The sequence below is a fragment of the Thalassospira sp. CH_XMU1448-2 genome, from assembly GCF_037027285.1.
GTDB lineage: Bacteria > Pseudomonadota > Alphaproteobacteria > Rhodospirillales > Thalassospiraceae > Thalassospira > Thalassospira profundimaris_C.
The window spans coordinates 1,011,323-1,025,791 of the sequence record NZ_JAYMEA010000001.1 but is presented as its reverse complement, the minus strand read 5'-3'; the positions used below and the strand labels follow the sequence as shown (position 1 = coordinate 1,025,791).

16 protein-coding genes are annotated in these 14,469 nt (G+C 55.1%); 5 read left to right on the top strand and 11 right to left on the bottom strand.

All coding sequences use genetic code 11. The annotated features are described in order from the left end of the window. Positions 1 to 2 precede the first annotated feature (2 nt). The 3 genes from WA318_RS04635 to WA318_RS04625 all read left to right on the top strand — a co-directional run bounded on the left by WA318_RS04635 (position 3) and on the right by WA318_RS04625 (position 2,158). A complete protein-coding gene (locus WA318_RS04635; RefSeq protein ID WP_336080128.1) occupies positions 3 to 803 on the top strand; it encodes an MBL fold metallo-hydrolase in 801 nt (266 codons plus the stop codon). 4 nt (positions 804 to 807) lie between these two features. After that, positions 808 to 1,233 carry an ester cyclase gene (locus WA318_RS04630; RefSeq protein ID WP_181850209.1) on the top strand — a complete coding sequence of 142 codons (426 nt, stop codon included), beginning with the start codon at positions 808 to 810 and terminating at the stop codon, positions 1,231 to 1,233. 142 nt (positions 1,234 to 1,375) lie between these two features. Continuing rightward, a complete protein-coding gene (locus WA318_RS04625) occupies positions 1,376 to 2,158 on the top strand; it encodes an acyl-[acyl-carrier-protein] thioesterase (protein ID WP_114097879.1) in 783 nt (260 codons plus the stop codon). A gap of 23 nt (positions 2,159 to 2,181) precedes the next feature. On the opposite strand, the gene WA318_RS04620 is transcribed toward WA318_RS04625, so the two are convergent. The 8 genes from WA318_RS04620 to WA318_RS04585 all read right to left on the bottom strand — a co-directional run bounded on the left by WA318_RS04620 (position 2,182) and on the right by WA318_RS04585 (position 9,449). Next, entirely contained in the window at positions 2,182 to 2,802 is a 621-nt protein-coding gene (locus WA318_RS04620; protein WP_114097878.1) for a ribonuclease HII, read from the bottom strand. 66 nt (positions 2,803 to 2,868) lie between these two features. Then, positions 2,869 to 3,405, bottom strand: a complete 537-nt coding sequence (locus tag WA318_RS04615) for a GNAT family N-acetyltransferase (RefSeq protein WP_114097877.1) — start codon at positions 3,403 to 3,405, stop codon at positions 2,869 to 2,871. Positions 3,406 to 3,498: 93 nt separating this feature from the next. Continuing rightward, positions 3,499 to 3,903, bottom strand: a complete 405-nt coding sequence (locus tag WA318_RS04610; protein ID WP_114097876.1) for a Na+/H+ antiporter subunit G — start codon at positions 3,901 to 3,903, stop codon at positions 3,499 to 3,501. 12 nt (positions 3,904 to 3,915) lie between these two features. Beyond that, positions 3,916 to 4,185: a K+/H+ antiporter subunit F gene (locus WA318_RS04605; RefSeq protein ID WP_114097875.1), complete on the bottom strand. Its 270-nt coding sequence runs from the start codon at positions 4,183 to 4,185 to the stop codon at positions 3,916 to 3,918. Further along, positions 4,182 to 4,673, bottom strand: a complete 492-nt coding sequence (locus WA318_RS04600; protein ID WP_114097874.1) for a Na+/H+ antiporter subunit E — start codon at positions 4,671 to 4,673, stop codon at positions 4,182 to 4,184. Before WA318_RS04600 ends, WA318_RS04605 begins: the two co-directional genes overlap by 4 nt. A gap of 21 nt (positions 4,674 to 4,694) precedes the next feature. Continuing rightward, positions 4,695 to 6,227, bottom strand: a complete 1,533-nt coding sequence (locus tag WA318_RS04595) for a monovalent cation/H+ antiporter subunit D (RefSeq protein ID WP_114097873.1) — start codon at positions 6,225 to 6,227, stop codon at positions 4,695 to 4,697. Next, positions 6,227 to 6,583: a Na+/H+ antiporter subunit C gene (locus tag WA318_RS04590; protein WP_114097872.1), complete on the bottom strand. Its 357-nt coding sequence runs from the start codon at positions 6,581 to 6,583 to the stop codon at positions 6,227 to 6,229. Before WA318_RS04590 ends, WA318_RS04595 begins: the two co-directional genes overlap by 1 nt. A gap of 1 nt (position 6,584) precedes the next feature. Further along, the gene (locus WA318_RS04585; RefSeq protein WP_336080127.1) at positions 6,585 to 9,449 is read right to left on the bottom strand and encodes a monovalent cation/H+ antiporter subunit A; all 2,865 of its coding nucleotides are present in this window, start codon (positions 9,447 to 9,449) and stop codon (positions 6,585 to 6,587) included. Between WA318_RS04585 and WA318_RS04580 the strand changes: the two genes are divergently transcribed. Beyond that, positions 9,448 to 9,591 carry a hypothetical protein gene (locus WA318_RS04580; RefSeq protein WP_181850207.1) on the top strand — a complete coding sequence of 48 codons (144 nt, stop codon included), beginning with the start codon at positions 9,448 to 9,450 and terminating at the stop codon, positions 9,589 to 9,591. The genes WA318_RS04585 and WA318_RS04580 overlap by 2 nt on opposite strands. A gap of 39 nt (positions 9,592 to 9,630) precedes the next feature. Here WA318_RS04580 and WA318_RS04575 read toward each other — a convergent pair whose 3' ends face one another. Then, positions 9,631 to 10,836, bottom strand: a complete 1,206-nt coding sequence (locus WA318_RS04575; protein WP_114097870.1) for an MFS transporter — start codon at positions 10,834 to 10,836, stop codon at positions 9,631 to 9,633. A 139-nt stretch (positions 10,837 to 10,975) separates the two neighbouring features. Between WA318_RS04575 and WA318_RS04570 the strand changes: the two genes are divergently transcribed. Continuing rightward, on the top strand, positions 10,976 to 12,250 hold the full coding sequence (locus WA318_RS04570; RefSeq protein ID WP_336080126.1) for a permease: 1,275 nt from the start codon (positions 10,976 to 10,978) through the stop codon (positions 12,248 to 12,250). 69 nt (positions 12,251 to 12,319) lie between these two features. Here the strand turns inward: WA318_RS04570 and WA318_RS04565 are convergent, their stop codons facing one another. Next, positions 12,320 to 13,555, bottom strand: a complete 1,236-nt coding sequence (locus WA318_RS04565; protein ID WP_114098043.1) for a phenylacetate--CoA ligase family protein — start codon at positions 13,553 to 13,555, stop codon at positions 12,320 to 12,322. A 45-nt stretch (positions 13,556 to 13,600) separates the two neighbouring features. Continuing rightward, positions 13,601 to 14,422, bottom strand: coding sequence for an ABC transporter ATP-binding protein (locus tag WA318_RS04560; protein ID WP_114097868.1), 822 nt, complete (start codon positions 14,420 to 14,422; stop codon positions 13,601 to 13,603). Positions 14,423 to 14,469 lie beyond the last annotated feature (47 nt).

The following is a 14,469-nucleotide window of genomic DNA, read 5'->3' as shown; positions in this document are numbered from 1 at the left end:
AGATGCATATCCCCTCGATCGTCACCGCGATCCCGGTTACAGACAGCGTAACCGTCATCCCGTCCTTTTTACCTGTTGCCGGTTTTGGCGTTTTGCCCATCAACGCAACGCTGATCAGTGGCGCTGAACCCGTTCTGGTCGATGCCGGTATCCGTGCCGTTCAGAATGAATTCATGGCAACATTGGCCAGTTGCGTCACGCTTTCCGAATTACGCTGGATCTGGATCACCCATGCCGACCCGGATCATACAGGCAATATCAAAGCGCTCCTTGATGTTGCCCCCAACGCAACCATCATCACGACCTTTGTCGGAATGGGCAAGTTGAACCTTGCAGGTTTTCCCGTCGAGCGAGTCAGGCTGGTCAATCCCGGCGAGACCTTTGTGGCCGGTGGACGCAGCTTACAGACCATCACACCTCCAACCTTTGACGCGCCGGAAACAACAGCGATCTTTGATCCGCTTGAACAGATATTGTTCAGCTCGGACTGCTGTGGTGCGTTGTTGCCCGATATCTATCAGCGGGCAAATGATATTCCCGACGCCATCCTGCGCGACGGGATCATTGGCTGGACGCGGGTTGACGCCCCCTGGCTGGACTTTGTCGATGGCACACAATTCGAGGCATCGCTTGACCAGTTTCGTGCCCTGTCGGCGCGCCACGTTCTGAGCAGCCATCTGCCCCCGGCAGAGAACATCACAGACCGATTGCTGGATGCGGTTTCTGCCGCCCGTTTGGCCCCGGCCTTTAGCGGGCCCGATCACGCAACCTTTGAAGCTATCATGGCAAAGGCAGGAGCATAATTTCATGACACACCAGTTATCACCGAAATATATCACCAACCGTGATGTCGTCTTGCGCTTCTTTGAAGAAAGCCACAGCCACAACCCCGGTATCGTCTATGACCTTGTGACATCGGACATCGTCACACATGGTTTCCCCTGTCAGAACCCGCATGATCTTGACAGCTATCATGATTTCTTTGTCGGGTTGAATGCGGCCTTTCCGGATATGGCATTCACCATTCTGACCATGGTTGCCGAGCATGACCATGTCGCGGTCCGGTTCCGCATTCAGGCAACCCATCATGATGTTTTTGCCGGTATTGCGGCATCGGGTAACAAAGTCGATTTCACCGGCATGGTTCTATATCGTCTTCGCGATCTTAGAATTGCCGAAACATGGCTTCACCCCGATGTCACGACCCTGATGGCTCAGTTAACGACACAATAAAAGCCCCCTGCCTTGACAATGGCCAATGCCCGGTTCGCAATGTGTGCGTACGCTCTTTGCACCGTTTGCACTGTTACCACCCTTTACACCCTGCGAACCGGGTTCCTATAACTGTGTTCTCATGACATGCAGGTTTACCAACATGACGATCAACTGGGACGACATCGCCAAAGCCACCCTTCCCGCCAATTGCGGGTGGAAGGGGACCTATCGCGTTCGATATTCCGAGATCGGTGAAAATGGCAAAGTCATGATGTCGGCTCTCGCCGACTATATGCAGGATGCCGCCGGATGGGGGGCCCGTATCCTCAAACTTGCCTATGACGATACGGTTGATCAGGGGATTGCCTGGGTCCTTGCCCGCATGGTCATTCATATCCGCGACTATCCCGGCAATGGCGAGGATATCCTAGTTGAAACATGGCCATCAGGTGTCTCGCGCCGTGTCGCCACCCGTGATTTCCGACTGAGCAACAGCAAGGGTGACGTGATTGGCGTTGCCCAGAGTTACTGGGTGATGTTTGATCTGCGAACGCGTCGCGCGGCGCAATGGCCGGACTGGATCGAAGAACGCCTGCCCGATCCGCCGGGTCCTAAACTGATCGAACCGCCCTTGCGTCCGGCATTCACCAATGATCCGCTTCCGGTGATTGACAGCATCAAGGCCCGCCCATCCGACCTTGATCTTTATGGGCATGTGAATAATGTGCGGCTCATGCAATGGGTGCTGGGCGTTGCCGGACCAAACAATCGGCCCGACTTCCAGCCTGAAAGCCTTGATATCCAGTTCCGCACCGAATGCCGGGTCCATGAACGGGTTGATCTGCGCCATGCAAATGGCTTTGCCGCTATCAGCCGCGAAGAAGACGGCACCGACCTTGTCCGGGCCAGTATCATCGCGCGCAATCGCATCGCATTGGCCTAGAAAGCGCAGTCCGACAAGAGCAATCAACTGCCCATCATGGCTTCGAATAGATCGGCAATCGGCTTGAAGCTTTTGCGGTGATGGGGGGTCGGGCCAACTTCGCCCAGACCAGCCATGTGCTTTTTCACGCCATAGCCCGCATTGCCTTCCCAGCCAAAAAACGGATAGCGCGTTGCAAGACGGGCCATCGCCCGGTCACGCACCACCTTGGCAACGATGGACGCCGCTGCAATCGAAAGCGACTTGCTGTCGCCCTTGATCACAGTTTCAACGTTACAGGGCAATCCCGGATCACGATTGCCATCCACCAGCGCCTGATCCGGCACACAGGGCAACCGATCCACCGCACGGCGCATGGCAACATAGGTTGCCTGCAGGATATTGATCTGATCAATCTCGCGCACCGACGCGGCACCAATCCCGACCTCGGCACAGGCCATGATCACATCAAAAAGCTTGTCGCGTTTTTTGGCGGACAGCTTTTTGGAATCATTAAGTTCTTCAAGCAGCACGGTGGGAAGGCCGTCACCGCGTGGCAAGATAACAGCAGCAGCCACAACCGGGCCAGCCAGCGGTCCGCGACCAACCTCGTCGATCCCGGCAATGCGTCCCTGATACTGATCTTCTATGGCAAAGTCTGGCATGGCGTCGGCTATCTCATTGTTTCCTTGGTCATAGCAAGCCACCCGAATGCCGACAATATTGCAATTTCATCGGGCTGACCCGGCCGGTTTTTCCGATTGCATCTGACGATAGCGCTCAAGGGTGATCTCATGGAGAACATATTCATCCCGCAAACCGGTTTCGACCATTCCAAGTCGGGCGGCAAGCTTGCGGGATGCCGTGTTATCCGGATCAATCGCCGCAACGATCCGCGAAAGTTCAAGATGTCCCAGACCATGATCCATTACGGTGCGCGCTGCCTCATAAGCGATGCCGCGCCCCCAGTAATCAGGATGCAGTCGCCAGCCTATTTCGATATCCGGGCCAACTGCGTCTTCCGGAATCAGCAATATCCACCCCATGAAGCGTGCAGGATCGGATTTGGCAAAGATCGACCAGTATCCAAGCCCAACCCCGTAATCCTGATTGATCCGGTCCCGAATGAATGCGCGATGTTGATCAGGATCATCCCAGGGCCCAGCAATGAAATCAACCACACCCCGTGCCCGGTCCATGGCAAGGCAGGCATCAAAGTCATCCATGGTGCGCGGCCTGAGGATCAATCGATTGGTTTCAAACTGCATTCGGCCCCGTCCTGAATAGTGCGATACGATCATCATAACAAAAACGGCACCGGATGACCGGTGCCGTTTGAATAATCAAAGGTCCCCTGCCTTTCAGGTTTCCTTTTCCTTGTATTCTTCGCTGGGGTCATAGCCCTCTGGCCCGACCGGATCAAATGTTGCCCAGCCTTCATCCTGTTTGGATGGCGGCAGATCCTTGTTCGGATCAACATTGAGCAGCATATAGGCCTTGGCGATCAGGTTTGCTGTGATCGGTGCTGTCAGGAAAATGAACAGCGTGATCAGCAATTCATGAATGGTGAAATGCCCCCGCTCGACCCAGAAGAACAGCATGGAAGCAATCAGAACACCACCCAACCCGACGGTACTTGCCTTGGTCGGCGCATGCAGACGCGGCAAAAGGTCCTTGAGCTTGATCATTCCGAACGATCCGACCAGCAGGAACAATCCGCCAATCACGATCAGAAGCGAAATGATGAGTTCAACAAAAAACGGCATCTTATCGCTCCCTTATTCGATGATGTCGCCACGCAAGACGAACTTGCAATAGGCCACCGTTGAAACAAAACCGAACATCGCAAACAGCAATGCGCCTTCGAAATACATCGCCGTTGCCTGCCCGATGCCATACAGCACCAGAAGCGCAATCGCGTTGATCGCCATGGTATCGACCGCAAGAACCCGGTCTGCCGTGGTCGGCCCGGCTGTCAGGCGATAGAGGTTCATCAAAAGGGCCAGTGCCACACAGACGAAGCCGAAATTCAGTGCATATTCGATCATTCGAAAATCTCCTTCAGACGGCGTTCGTAGCGGTCCTTGATATCATCGACCACGCCCTGTGCATCTGGTGCGTGCAGGCAATGAACCAAAAGACTTTTGGCATCGGCACTCAGATCAATCGTCACCGTGCCCGGCGTCATGGTTATGGTCCCGGCAAGGGTTGTGATCGCCTCGGGCGAAGTCAGATCAAGCGGAACGACAACGCATTTTGACTCAAGGCTTTCGGTCTTGCGAAACAGGATCAGACCGGCAACCACAACGTTGGCAACCAGAATGTCCCACATAACGATCAGGCCATATTCACAGATCGCATAGGCATTGCGCACTCTGGGACGCGCAGGCCAGAAATTGGCCGTGATCAGCGGAATGATCACTGCAAGGATAAGTCCGAAGACAACGGCACCTGCCGAAACCTCGTTGACCAGGAACACCCACACAACCAGCAGAACCAGTGTCAAAAGCGGATGGGGGAGATAACGTTTCATCATTACGATCCTTGTCCTTTCCGCTTACTGACCCAGCAATGCCAGGGCGTTTTCGCCCAGCACAGCCTGAATGTAACCCGAGGTATCGAAAATCTGTGCGGCAACGCCATGCAGATAATCCGTTACCGGACCACCAAATGCCGTCAGCACGACCAGAGCGCCGAGCATGCCGCACGCCGCAACAATCGGCAGAACCGGCCATTTGGCACCTTCGACGGTAATTTCGCCGTCGACCGAGGCACTCTTCCAGAACAGAACGCTGCCTGCACGGCCAAAGCCGATAATGCACATCAGCGACGTCACCAGAATGATCGCCCAGATCCAGACCATGGCGTCACTGTCGCGGGCCGCATCAAGGATCTGCAATTTACCAAGGAAACCACTTAGCGGTGGCATCCCGGCCATCGCAATCGCCCCGACAAAGAACAGAACCGCAAGGAAACCCGATTGATGGAATGTCGGGGCGGTGTTCAGGCTGTCACCAAACTGCCCTCGGCGAGATATTATCAGATCAGCAATCAGGAACAGGGCCGCTGCCGAGAAGGTCGAATGCAGCAGGTAATAAAGACCTGCGGCAATGCTTTCGGGCGTAAACAGTGCAATCGCCGTCAGCAAGGTCCCCATGGAACCAACCACTGAAAAGGCAATCAGCCCGTTCAGACGCTTGGCTGCCAGAACGCCGGTCATACCCAGAACCAGTGTGATCAGGGCTGCTGGCAACAAATAGGGCTGTGCCAGCCATGACATGTCACCGGCCATGTCGCCAAAGGCCAGCGAATAGACACGCAACACGGAATAGGCACCGACCTTGGTCATGATCGCAAACAGGGCTGCGACCGGGGCCGGTGCATTGGCATAAGTCCCCGGAAGCCAGAAATGGATCGGCACCAATGCCGCCTTAACACAGAAGACCAGAAGCAGTACCAGCGCACCTGCCCGTAAAAGGGCGGCATCCCCCGGTGCGACATTACTGACCTGAATGGCAAGATCGGCCATGTTCAGCGTTCCGGTCACCGAGTAGATCATGCCGACACCAAGCAAGAACAGGGCAGACCCCGTCAGGTTGATGACGACATATTGCATGCCGGCCTTCAGACGATCTGCCCCTGCGCCATGAAGCATCAAGCCATAGGACGCAATCAGCAGAACCTCGAAGAAGACGAACAGGTTGAACACGTCGCCTGTCAGAAACGCACCATTCACACCCATCAGCTGGAACTGGAACAGGGCGTGAAAATGCTTGCCGCGCTGATCCCATTCGCTTGAGGCGAACAGGACAACACCAAGCCCCAGAAGCGAGGTCAGGAACACCATCATCGCCGACAAGCGGTCAAGAACCAGCACGATACCGAACGGAGCAGGCCAATCCGACAATGCGTACATTTCCGGATCATGGCCATTGGCAAACACCACCAGCGAAAGCGTCACCCCGACAAGGGCAACCGTCGCTGCAATCGAAAATACGCGCTGCAAGATAATGTCGTGACGAACCGCCAATACAATCAGGGCGGCCATCACGGCGGGCAGCACTATGGGAACAACAATCCAGTCACCCATCAGTTTTTATCTCCTGCTTCGGATGGCGCACCAACCGGGCGACCGTCAACATGGTCATTGCCGATTTCAAGATAAGCCCGGATCGACAGAACAACGATCAGGGCGGTCATGCCGAATGAAATCACGATGGCTGTCAGGACAAGTGCCTGGGGCAGCGGATCGGTATATTCGGTGACACCATCACGCAGGATCGGCGGCATATTGATCGTCAAACGTCCCATCGCGAACAGGAACACGTTCACCGCATAGGAAATCAATGCCAGACCGATCACCACCGGGAAGGTCCGCCCGCGCAGCAACAAATAAGTGCCGCACGCGATCAGAAGCCCGATACTGCTTGCTACAAGAAATTCCATATCAGGCCTCCTTTTCCGGGGTTGCGACAGACACAGACGGATCGTGATCCATCGGATCGACATTCACATCCACATGTTCGGCCATCCGTTCGACCTGTGACAGTTTGGCAAGTGCCAGCATCACCGCCCCGACCACCGTCAGGAACACGCCAAGGTCAAAGCCCATTGCCGATGCCAGTTCAAATTCGCCAACAATCGGAAGATGAACATGAACAAAGCCGCTGGTCAGGAACGGAAGTCCGGCAACCCAGGCAGAAACACCGGTAATCGCCGCCGCAATAACGCCCAGACCAATCATGCCGTGATAGTTGACCTTCATGCGGTTCTGGGTCCAGCCAAAGCCCGACGCCATATATTGCATGACCAGCGCAACCGAGACGACCAGACCGGCAATAAAGCCACCGCCCGGTTCGTTATGACCACGCAGGAAGATGTAGACACCAACCATCAATGACAACGGCAACATCACACGGGTTGCCACCACCATCATCATCGGGTGACGATCCGCCGAACGACGGTTGCTAACGACCCAGTTGGCAAGACGTTTGGCGGCTTCGCCCTGGGTTACGGTTTCGATAAGCGCAAAGATCGAAAGTGCGGCAATACCCAGAACGATGATCTCGCCAAAGGTATCAAAGCCACGGAAGTCAACAAGGATGACGTTCACAACGTTGGTCCCGCCGCCTTCGATCTTCGAGTTGGCCAGATGATAGGCCGAAATCGAATTTGGCAGATCACGGGTCATGATTGCCCAGATCGCCCCGCCAACGCCAAGACCCGCTGCAACCGATACAATCACATCACGAAGCTTGCGACCCGGCATGCTTTCCTTTGGCGTTTCCTTTGGCAGGATATTAAGGGCCAGCAACATCAGGATCACCGTCACGACCTCGACCGAGATTTGTGTCAGCGCAAGATCAGGTGCGGACAGATAGATGAAGCCAAGAGACACGATCAGGCCAATCACACCAACCAGAAGCAATGTCAGCAACCGGTTGTGATGCATGAATACCGACGCAATACAGGTCACGACAAGCAGCAACCATGCGATTGCAGCAGGCGGTGAAACGTCAAGGAGTTCACGCGATCCTGACAGGTAATCGGGCTGGGCATAGAAGCCCGAAACACCGATGGCAACCGCAGCCATGACCATGATCGCCAGATAGCGCTGCAAGGAACCATTATGCAGGTTGTCCGAGATCAAACGGCTCAGGGCCACCAGCTTGACCATTGCGCAGTCAAACATCGCCTTTGCATCCGGGCGCGACAGGTTTGCAGTCTTCGACAGAAGACCGGCATGCCCCATCAGAAGAACAGCACCCAGAACAAGCGCAATCGCACTCATGCCAAGCGCCGGGGTCAGGCCATGCCAAAGTGCAAGGTAATATTCCGGCAACTCACCACCGATCACCGCACCCGAAGTTGCCGCAACCAGCGGCCCCGCAATGGTGCCCGGGAACAAACCGATCAGAACCACGAGAACGGTCAGGAATGCAGGCGGCGCCCACATGCCAAACGGCGGATCATGCGGGTGATGCGGCAGGTTCTCGTCACGCGGTTTGCCCAGCCAGACATGGAAGATAAACCGGAAAGAATAGGCAACCGAGAAGATTGCACCGATGGTCGCGAGCGTTGGAACAAGCCAGACCTGATCAAACCAGACCGTATGCCATGCTTCTTCAAGCATCATTTCCTTGGACAGGAACCCGTTAAACGGAATGATGCCCGCCATAGATGCCGCCGAGATAATCCCGATGGTCCCGGCAATCGGCATCAGGTTCAACAAACCACCAAAACGGCGAATATCACGTGTGCCGGTTTCATGATCGACAATGCCTGCGGTCATAAACAGGGCCGCCTTGAAGGTCGCATGGTTGATGATGTGGAACACACCGGCAACGGCGGCCATCGGCGTACCGAACCCGAACAGCATGGTTACAAGACCAAGGTGGCTGACCGTCGAATAGGCCAGAAGCCCCTTAAGGTCATGCTTGAAGATCGCAATCCATGCGCCCAGAACCATTGTCACCAGACCGGCGGTCGCAACGATATAGAACCATTCCGGCGTACCCGACAGAACCGGCCACATGCGGGCCATCAGGAAGATGCCAGCCTTGACCATGGTTGCCGAATGCAGATAGGCCGAAACCGGTGTCGGTGCGGCCATGGCATGCGGAAGCCAGAAATGGAACGGGAACTGTGCGGACTTAGTGAAACAGCCCAGCAGAATCAGGATCAACGCCGGCACATACATCGGCGATGCCTGGATCAGATCGGCATGCTGGAGAATATCGGTCAGGTTATAGGACCCGACAATATCGCCAAGGATCAGCATCCCGGCGATCATTGCAAGACCGCCAGCACCGGTCACGGCAAGTGCCATGCGGGCACCCTGACGACCTTCGGGCAGATGTTTCCAGTAGCCGATCAACAGGAACGATGACAGCGATGTCAGTTCCCAGAAAACCAGAAGCAGCAGGATGTTATCGGAAAGAACGATGCCGACCATGGCCCCCTGGAACAGAAGCAGGAACACATAGAAGCGCCCCATCGGATCGTTCTTGGACAGATAAAACCGCGCATAGATGATAATCAGCAAGCCGATACCAAGGATCAGCGTTGCGAACAGCAATCCAAGGCCATCAAGGAAGAAGGTCACATTCAGACCCAGTTCCGGCAGCCAATTGTAACTGACCTGAAATACCTCGCCGGCGATAACTGCCGGGGCCTTGGCCATCAGCAATATCAGGGCAAGCAGCGTGACAGAACCGGTAGCAGTAGCGCATGCATTGCGCCCGGCCCTGATCATTATGGCGGGTAATACCGCCCCAATGAAGGGAAGCAAAACAATGAGGGTGAGACTCATGAAAGACCCTTATTTTTGGATAATCGCCGCATCGCCCCCAGCGCGAGACAGCAAGAAAATTCCGGCAGAAGGTAATATTTGTTCAGAAAATGGTCAAGAAAACCAAAACGGCGCAGCTTTTCGCCTTGCGACTGTCAAGTGACACCGATCACCTGCAAATTTGCAGATCACCGCATATTGGCTATTTCCGACCACCCGCCAAAAGAGATGCCGCGGGCATCATACGCAGACGAACCATTGCAACCGTACCCAGTACCGGCCCAATCGACAGCATGGCAAACGCCCCCCACCATCCGGCCCAGTCAGCAATAACAGGCACCAGATGAATTGAAACCAGTGCAATCAGAAACCCGATGGCATTTTGCAGGGTCAGGGCTGTCCCGACCTGGTGGGGATCGGCAAGTTCAATCACGCAGGATGAAAACTGTGCGGAATCTGCGATCACTGATATCCCCCAAATAATGCAGATCACGATCAACAGCGCAAAAGGCGCATCGGCAAATGCCCCCACGACAAGTGCGCAGGCCCCGCTGACCACCATGGCGGCAATCGTCACCGTCGTTCGTCCGATCCGGTCTGCATAGTACCCGCCTGCCAGTGATCCGAAGGCACCAACTCCAACAATGGCAAAGGTTGAAAGGGCCGACCAGACACCGGGATTGTCGACCATACGGTCAGAAAAGGCCCCATACAGGAACAGGCCGATCCAGCCCCACATGGCATAAAGTTCCCACATATGCCCGAAATAGCCATAACAGGCATGACGCAGTGGCTTGTTCGCCCAGATTTTCCCGACCATGCGCGGATCAAAGCGCGGCGAACGCCCCGGCGTCCCGCCCAGATGGACAAACAGAACAGCAATGGCCGCGATATAGGCCGAAGCACTTGCCGCGACGATTACCAGACGCCAGTCAAGCGGAACTGCCACCGAAAACAGATGCGGCAACGCTGATCCCATGGTCAGAGCACCAACCAGAAGCCCGACCAGAAACCCTGTATCTCCGCGTGACCAGGTGGCGACCATTTTCATGCCGACGGGATAAATGCCCGCCATGCAAACGCCTGTGATCAGGCGCAGCAAGATCACCATCACACCATCAATCGGCACAAAAAGGATCAGGATGTTGGCCGTTGCCGCAATGATCGCCGATACGGCCCAGAAGCGGCGCGGTTCGATCCGGTCGGCCAGCCCGAAAACGGCACTGGTGACGGTCCCCAGAACAAAGCCAAGAAGAACAGAGCTGGTAAACAGCGATGATTGCACCGCACCGATATTGAATTCGCTGCGCAATTGCGGCAGCACGGCGGTTGCAGAAAACCACAGGGCAAGCGCCATTAACTGGCAAACCGTAATGATAGAAACGGCGAAGCTTTTGCTCCTGCGCACCTTGGTTTCCCCTCCGCATATTCGATGTTTTGCACATCATACACAGATGCTTGCAAAAGCCTATCTTGGAACTCTTTGAAATTCTGACCGTTCAGATATCAGGCACATTTTTCTTTCACCCTTATGCCGGACGGTAACGATGAACATCCTTGATCAATATGCAAATGGCGTGATCACAGCTCTCGGCTTCTTCTGGAATGCCTTGTGGGCCTTTGTTCTTGGCTACGCGATCAGTGCCGCGATCCAGGTTTTTGTTCCCAAAAGCCGTCTGGTTCAGCACATGGGTGATGGCAATTTCACAAGTATTTCGCTGGCCGGGATATTTGGCGCGCTTTCAAGTTCCTGTTCATTTGCCGCCTTGTCCGCCGCGCGATCCCTGTTTCAGAAAGGTGCACATTTCATTGCCACCGTCGCCTTCATGTTTGCATCGACCAATCTGGTCATCGAGCTTGGCGTCCTGATCTTCCTGTTCCTTGGCTGGCAATTTCTGGTCGCCGAGATTATTGGCGGGATCATCATGATCCTGATTTCCGCCATCCTGATCAGGATCACCTATCCATCCCGACTGATCCGCACGGCCCGTGATCATGCAAATGAAACGTCCGGCGCTGACGATGATGAATTCGATTGGAAAAAACGCGTGACCTCCGTCGAGGGATGGCAAAAGGTCGGCAATCGTTTTGTCATGGAATGGCAGATGGTCTGGCGTGAAATCCTGATCGGTTTCACCGTTGCCGGTTTTATTGCAGTATTTGTTCCAGACCATGTCTGGCAGACATTGTTCCTTGCGACCGGTGAAACACAATCCGGGGCGGAGCTCCCATTCCTCAGAGTTCTGGAAAATGCTTTGATTGCGCCCTTTGTCGCGGCGGCAACTTTCATCGGGTCGATGGGGAACATCCCGCTTGCCACAGTGCTTAGTGCCGGTGGTGTCAGCTTTGCCGGAATCATGGGCTTTATCTATTCGGATTTGATGGTGCCACCACTGGTCAAGGTCAATGCCAACTATTACGGCTGGAAAACCGCGCTTTATATTGCGGGCATTATGTATGTCAGCATCGTGATTACCGCCCTGATGCTGCATTATGCATTCGCCGCCATTGATCAGGTTCCCGAAAGCAGCCGCGACATTGCCGAGATCAGCGCATTCGCAATCAATTACACATTCTTCCTTAATCTTGCGGCCTTTGTGCTTGCCGGTGTTCTGGTCTGGTTGCGGTCCGGTGCAGACAAATCAACGGCGCATGATCATGGAAGTCATGAACCGGGTCACGGTCACGATCACAACCACGATCACACTCATGAACACGATCATAACAAGGGTGGCTTGTTGTCACCCAAGAACGTTCTGGTCGGGGCCGTTGTTGTGATGCTTGCCGGTGGTCTGTTTGTGCAACTTGCGACCCTGGCATAAAAAAAAGCCGCCCGGTCAAACCGGACGGCGCAAGTTTCCCGAGCGGGAATAAAAACAGGATCTGGTCGATCAGGAATGATCGCGACGATCATCAATCACCTTGCCATCATTGGGCAGGCTTCCGTCCGGGTTCCAGCCGACGACGCCGCGCAGCTTGCAAACCCCGGCCATCGTTTCGGCAATTGCATTCATGTCCGCAGCCGCCTGATCGCCTTCACACAGAAGGGTCATGACGTCATTGTCATTTTCGCGCGTGACCACCAGACGGGCCTTGGAAATAGCAGCATGACGTTTAACGATTTCGGCAACCTGCTGGGGATGGACAAACATACCCTTGATCTTGGTGGTCTGATCGGCACGCCCCATCCAGCCCTTGATCCGGTCATTGGTGCGCCCGCACGGGCTTTGACCAGCGGCAATCGCCGACAGATCACCTGTGGCAAAACGGATCAGCGGATAATCCATATTAAGGGTCGTGACGACGACTTCGCCGACTTCGCCATCGGCAACCGGTTCGCCCGTCCCCGGACGGACGATTTCAAGAATGATGTCTTCGGCAACGATCATCCCGTCCTTGGCATCACTTTCATAGGCAATCAGGCCAAGATCGGCACTGGCATAGCATTGCAGCATCGCGATATCGCGCTCGGCAAACCAGTCGCGCAAAGCAGGCGGCAATGCCTCACCCGAGACAAGCGCGCGCTTGATTGACGAGATGTCAGCGCCAAGTTCCTCGGCCTTTTCAATCAGGATTTTAAGGAAGGATGGCGTTCCGCTATAGCCTGCAGGTTTGAGGTCGCTGATCGCCTTGACCTGGGCTTCGCTTTGTCCGACGCCTGCCGGAACAACCACACAGCCACACGCCCGTGCGCCGCTATCAAAAATAAAGCCGCCCGGCGTCAGGTGATAGGATAGACAGTTATGCACGATATCGCCCGGACGGAAGCCCGCAGCGAAAAAGGCACGTCCCATCCGCCACCAGTCATCGCCTTTGCCCTGCGGGTCATAGATCGGGCCGGGGCTTTGGAACATGCGCGCCAAGGCAGGAACCGGCGTGGCGTTAAGCCCTGCAAGCGGTGCGTCCTTGGCCTGTGCATCAATCAGGTCGGACTTCCGCGTAACCGGCAAGGTTGCCAGTGCGGCCCGCGTCGAGATCACTTGCGGATCAATATCGGCCAGAATGCGACCATAGCCCGGTGACTTGGTTTTGGCATGATGAACGATACGCGGCAGTGCCGCCATCAGTCCGGCTTCGCGGTCGGCAGGTTTGCGTGTTTCACGTGCATCATAATAAGTCGTCAGCATCTGCCCGTCTTTCATCCAGATTCATCAAGCAAAGATATCAGATCGTTACAGCCAGCGTTTGCGGCGCTTGTATGATTTGATGTTCTTGAAGCTTTTGCGTTCTTCCGAACCACCGCCAAGATAGAATTCCTTGACGTCCTCGTTGTTCAGAAGCTCGTCACGCGTGCCATCAAGAACCACCTTGCCGCTTTCCATGATATAGCCATAGTCGGCAACCTTAAGCGCAAAGTTGGCGTTCTGTTCAACGATGAGCATCGTGATGCCCTGTTCGCGATTGATCTTTTCGATGATCCCGAACACTTCCTTGACCAGAAGTGGCGACAGACCCATTGACGGTTCATCAAGCAGGATCATTTTCGGACGCGCCATCAAGGACCGCCCGATTGCCAGCATCTGCTGTTCCCCGCCCGACAGATAACCGGCAAGACCGGTGCGTTCTTTCAAACGCGGGAAATATTCAAAGACCATCTCGATGTCATCTTTGACGCCCTTGTCCTTGCGGGTATAGGCCCCCAGACGCAGGTTTTCGATACAGGTCATGTCTTCGATGATGCGACGGCCTTCCATGACCTGAAACAGGCCGGAGCGCACGATGTCTTCCGGGTTGCCATTGGCAATCTGCTGGCCCATGAAATTGATGTCGCCACGGGTGACTTCGCCGTCTTCGGTTTTGAGCAATCCCGATATGGCCTTGAGCGTTGTCGACTTGCCAGCCCCGTTCGGGCCAAGCAGGGTCACGATTTTGCCTTGCGGAACCTCTAGAGATACCCCGCGCAGGACAAGGATCACCTCGTCATAGACAACTTCGATGTTATTGACCGACAGCATCGGTTGTGCGGTGTCAGTTTTGCGGGCGGGCTCTGCCATGGTGTCCCCTTCGAATAATCTCTTTGGGATCCCCCGCTGTCGGGGGC